The organism is Chitinophaga sp., from assembly GCF_035564935.1.
In the GTDB taxonomy this organism is placed as follows: Bacteria; Bacteroidota; Bacteroidia; order Chitinophagales; family Chitinophagaceae; genus Chitinophaga.
In genome coordinates this window covers 1-4,955 of sequence record NZ_DATMTE010000495.1, presented here as the reverse complement: position 1 = coordinate 4,955, position 4,955 = coordinate 1, and the positions used below count along the sequence as shown (strand labels likewise).

At 48.2% G+C, this 4,955-nt stretch carries 2 protein-coding genes; both read left to right on the top strand.

The features are described 5' to 3' along the window. The first annotated feature begins 246 nt into the window (after positions 1–246). Positions 247–3,258 carry a SusC/RagA family TonB-linked outer membrane protein gene (locus tag VN105_RS12685; RefSeq protein ID WP_325641395.1) on the top strand — a complete coding sequence of 1,004 codons (3,012 nt, stop codon included), beginning with the start codon at positions 247–249 and terminating at the stop codon, positions 3,256–3,258. Between the two features lie 46 nt (positions 3,259–3,304). Next, a partial coding sequence (locus tag VN105_RS12680) for a RagB/SusD family nutrient uptake outer membrane protein (RefSeq protein WP_325641393.1) occupies positions 3,305–4,955 on the top strand: 1,651 nt, incomplete at its 3' end.

The window sequence follows — 4,955 nt, the reverse complement described above, 5'->3', positions numbered from 1 at the left end:
AATGCGCCTGGAAGGCTTAGATTTTTCCCAGTAGGGATTGTATTAAGTGGTTGATTATCAATTATATAATTTCAAAATGGGTTAGATTTTGGGTTCCGGCCGCCTGCCTCCGGTATCAAGCGCCTGAATAGTGATTTAATTTGACCTGCCAATCAAAAAGCCATAATTGGCATTGGCGTTACCAGTCATCAGCTGCAGCGATGAAGGATAAGAGTTCGCGTTTATGAACAAATCAAGCACAGCGTTATGTTAAAAAAAATTCTACGATTATTGAGTGCTTTTGCCCTGATTTTTGCTTTCGCCTGCCCGGCATTCGCGCAGAATAAGGTAATAGAAGGCAAAGTAATTGATTCAGATACAGGTACGCCGATACCTGGGGCAACTGTCAGAATTAAAGGGACCCGCTCCGGAACTGCCACCGATGCTACCGGTTCATTCCGGCTAACAGTAACAACGGACACCCGGGAACTTATTTTTTCTTCCATTAACTACGCCACACAAACGGTTGCCATCGCCGGTCAGAACACTTTACTGGTTAAGCTGGCATCGTCCAGCCAGGAACTTAAAGGAGTGGAAGTGGTGAGTGTGGGTTATGGCACCCTGGATAAGCGGGAGGTATCAAGCGCCATCACGCATGTGGGCGCAAGGGATCTGAAAACCGTTGCAGGCAACAACCCCTTAATGTCCCTGCAAGGGAAAGTGGCTGGGTTAACTATCTCCAATACAGCTACAGCCGATCCCAACTCTTCTCCCAGCATCCAGCTGCGCGGCGTATCGTCACGCAGTGCGGGGTTAGGGCCGTTATACGTTATAAACGGCGTACCGGGTGGAAATATCGATAACATCAACCAGAACGATATTGAATCGATCGATGTGCTGAAAGGCGGCGCCGCCTCGGCTATTTACGGAACCCGTGGTAGCAATGGGGTGATTATTATCACCACTAAAAAAGGAACCGGCGAATCAAAACTGGTATACAATGGCTATGTTACCCTTGATAAACTGACAATGGCGCCCGAATTGCTCAACGCCAGCGAGTTTCGCCAGTACCGGGTAAACGGAACACCTGCCCGGGGCATTGACTATGGCGCTAATACCGACTGGATGAAAGCAGTTACCCGTTCGCAAACGTACGGACAAAAGCACACCATACAGATTTCCGGCGGAACGGCTAAAGACAACTATTTTGCTTCCGCCGACTACCGGAATGCCAACGGTATTGACCTGCGGGCCTATAAAAATGAATACGGCGCCCGTCTGAACGTGAACCATACTTCAAAAAGCGATGTGTATACCGTTTCCCTGAACGTTGCACCCAGGTACATGCATACCAGCAACTCCGACCAGGGAAATTTTAATAATGCCATTACGCTGAATCCGACCATGCCGATTTATGACAGTTCAGGCTATCATTATATTAATACCGGGTTTTTCTCTAATAACCCTGTTGAAAATGCACAGCTTATTAAAAGTGAGGCGGAAATAAAGGAGCTGGATATGAGTGGTTCCCTGAAGGTAAACATCAGGAAGAACCTGTATTCAGTAGTAACGATCTCCAATATCAAATCATCTTACAAAAACCTGAATTTCCGGCCATCTACACTCACTAACATCACTCACTCGGGGCAGGCAACCAAAACCAATTATGCTTCACAGGAGCAACAGGATAACGACCAGCGGAACATCGAATGGACGATCAACTACGCACTTAACCTTAAAAAGAACCACGTTAAGGCACTCGGGGGCTATTCCTACAGCTACTTTAATTATCAGCAGTTCAGTGCTAACAACTATGATTTTCCATTTGATGCTTTCCTGTGGAATAACCTTGGTTCGGGTACATGGAATGGCGGCGACAAGGGCAATGGACAGGGAGCCGTAGCTTCTACCCAGAACGATTCCCGGCTGGCCTCCTTCTATGGCAGGATAAGCTATGACTTTGATAATAAATACATCATTACTGCAAGTCTCCGGCATGAAGGTTCTTCAAAATTCGGGGCCGACAACAAATGGGGTAGTTTCCCCGCTGTGTCCGTGGCATGGCGCCTTTCTGATGAAGGCTTCATGAAAGACAGGATCAGCTGGCTGAACGAACTCAAAATAAGGGCGGACTACGGGGTAACCGGCAACCAGGATTTTGACAGTTATAAGTCGCTGCTTTTATACGGCGGTTACGGGTATTTCCCTTTTAACGGCACCACCTACCAGGTATATGGTCCATCGCAGAATATCAACCCTGCACTGGGCTGGGAAAAAGCCATCAACTTTAACGCGGGCATCGACTTTGAACTATTTAACAGCCGCTTATCAGGGTCATTGAATTATTATGCACGTACCAATAAAGACCTGCTGGGTAACTACAACGTGCCGCTTCCGCCTAACCCGCAGTCGCAAACGTTCACTAATGTGGGTACTATGAAAAACTCGGGCGTTGAGGTGCAACTGAGCGGGGAAGTGATACAGGGCAAAACATTCAGCTATAATGTATCATTAACCACTGCTTATAATAATAACAAATTCGTTTCCTTCTCCAATAAAATTTACCAGGGCGCTCCTTTCCAGGACCTGGCGGGCTTACCTGCCCCCGGTAGTCCCGGTACTGTTCAACGTTTGCAGGAAGGACACCGCATCGGGGATTTTTATATGCTGAAATCTGCCGGGGTAGATGAAAATGGCGCGCTGCTGGTTTATAAGAAAGATGGAACCGTAGTACCTGCCAACCAGGCAAGTGCCGACGATAAGCAATTTGTTGGCAATGGCCTGCCTAAATTTACCGGTTCGCTGGGTAATACCTTCCGTTATAAAAACTGGGACCTCAATATCTTCCTCAGGGGAAATTTTGGATATAAGCTGTTCAACATGCAGGCCTTTTATATAGGTACACCGGCTACACAAACCGATGCCAATACTTTAAGATCGGCCTATGATCCCGGCAATAAGTATGCGAAGCTCACCAGTTCAGCCACTACAGCGCTCGCGTCGGATTATTTCCTGGAATCAGGTTCTTTTGTGAAGATCGATAACGTAGCACTGGGCTATAGCCGTAACGTAAATTCAAAATACCTGCAGGCATTCAGAGTGTATGCGGCAGTTAGTAACCTGCATACCTTCACTGGTTTCAAAGGCGGAGATCCAGACCTGTACCCGGTTAACGACTTAACACCCGGGGTGCAGGGCAACCCGCGCACCAACATATACAGCCTTAATTTTTACCCGGCCACTATCCAGTTATTAGCGGGCGTACAGGTAACATTCTAAACAACTAACCGGTACAGTAATGAAAAAGAATTATAGAAAATATATAATGAATACAGCTTTGGGCGCCGCGCTGATCCTGGGCGGCTGCACAAAACTGGACGAGCATGTTTATGACAAAGTAGATGTTTCACAATTCCTTACCAGGAGAGATGATGTGATCAGGGATTTTTTACGGCCATTTGAACATGCTTACTGGAGTATCCAGGGAAATGACATTTATGCCGTGGGAGAGAACAGCACGGACGAGATAGGCACTTATAACCGCCAGGGCGACTGGCAGGACGGGAACTACTACCAACGCATGCACTATCATACCTGGACCACGCAGGACGGTTTTACCAATGGCGCATGGACTGCTTTTTACCAGGGCATTGTACTCGCCACCAATTCGCTCCAGGATATGGAAGGAATTACCGACCCGGGTAAACTGAACGTTACACCCACCGAGCTGGCCGACTTTAAATCCGAACTCAGAACACTGAGAGCCTGGTTCTATTTAAGGGCATTTGATTTTTACCGCAACATTGAAATTGTTACCGATGTAAAACATAGTACTACCGGTAACAAGCAATCCACCCCGGAAGAAACATTCAGCTACATCGAATCGGAACTGAAAGCAGCACTGCCGGATCTGCCCAAACGCGAAACCTTGGGCGATAAAGGCATCGGCCGGTGGACACAGGCCGGCGCAGCAGCTTTGCTGGCACGCCTGTATCTTAATGCCAAGGTATACATTAACCAGGACAGGTTCAGCGATTGCGCCACGGTTTGCCAGGACATCATAGGCGGCAAATACGGCAACTACCAGTTGGACACCCGCTGGGATGCACCGTTTGATTATACCAACAACACGGTTAATTCAGAAACGATTTATGGTTTCCCTTCCAGTCTTGCACGTACACACTGGCAATATGATGGCGGTATGTTCTTTTGGGCAATGACCTATGATGCTGCGCCACTCTATTGTGGCTTTACCGATTTCGGCCAGGCAAACCCGAGGTTTGCGCTTCAACCCGGCAGGGATGTAGACAGTGTTGAATACAGTTTTAAACTGGGAAAGCCTTTCGTTAAATTTCATCACTACCCGGACGACTATCGCCTGAAGCTATACAAAAACCTGGGCAACAGTACCCGTGAAGGAATGTTCCTGTATGGCTACCTGCCTTACCAGCATACGGTGAACGGGAATACCGTGACTGATACTGTTCGGGGCAACAAAGGTTCCTATCCGTTGTTTATCCGCGACCAGGTAGGATGGTTCCTGGATGCAAAACCAGGGCAACGGATTGCGGACAAGGAATCCGATATGAATCATGCGGATCATAACTCCGGCGTATTCTTCCTCAAATACCCCTTATATCCCACACCGGATCCGAACCGGCTCACTTCCGCCTATGCAGAGGTACGTTTGTCGGAGATCTATTACACATTGGCGGAATGCAAATACCGGGCAGGAGATAAGGCTGCTGCGGCCGTACTGCTGAATGCCGTGCGCCAGCGGAATTATCCGGCAGGCTCTCCGAGTTTGTATAAAACTGATGGCAGCCAGCTCAACGACCAGGAAATGCTGGATGAATGGGGCCGGGAGTTTTTAGGGGAGAACCGCCGCCGTACAGACCTGATACGCTGGGGCGTATTTAACACCGGCACCTGGTGGGATAAAAAACCTGATGGTGATAATCACACGGCTATATTCC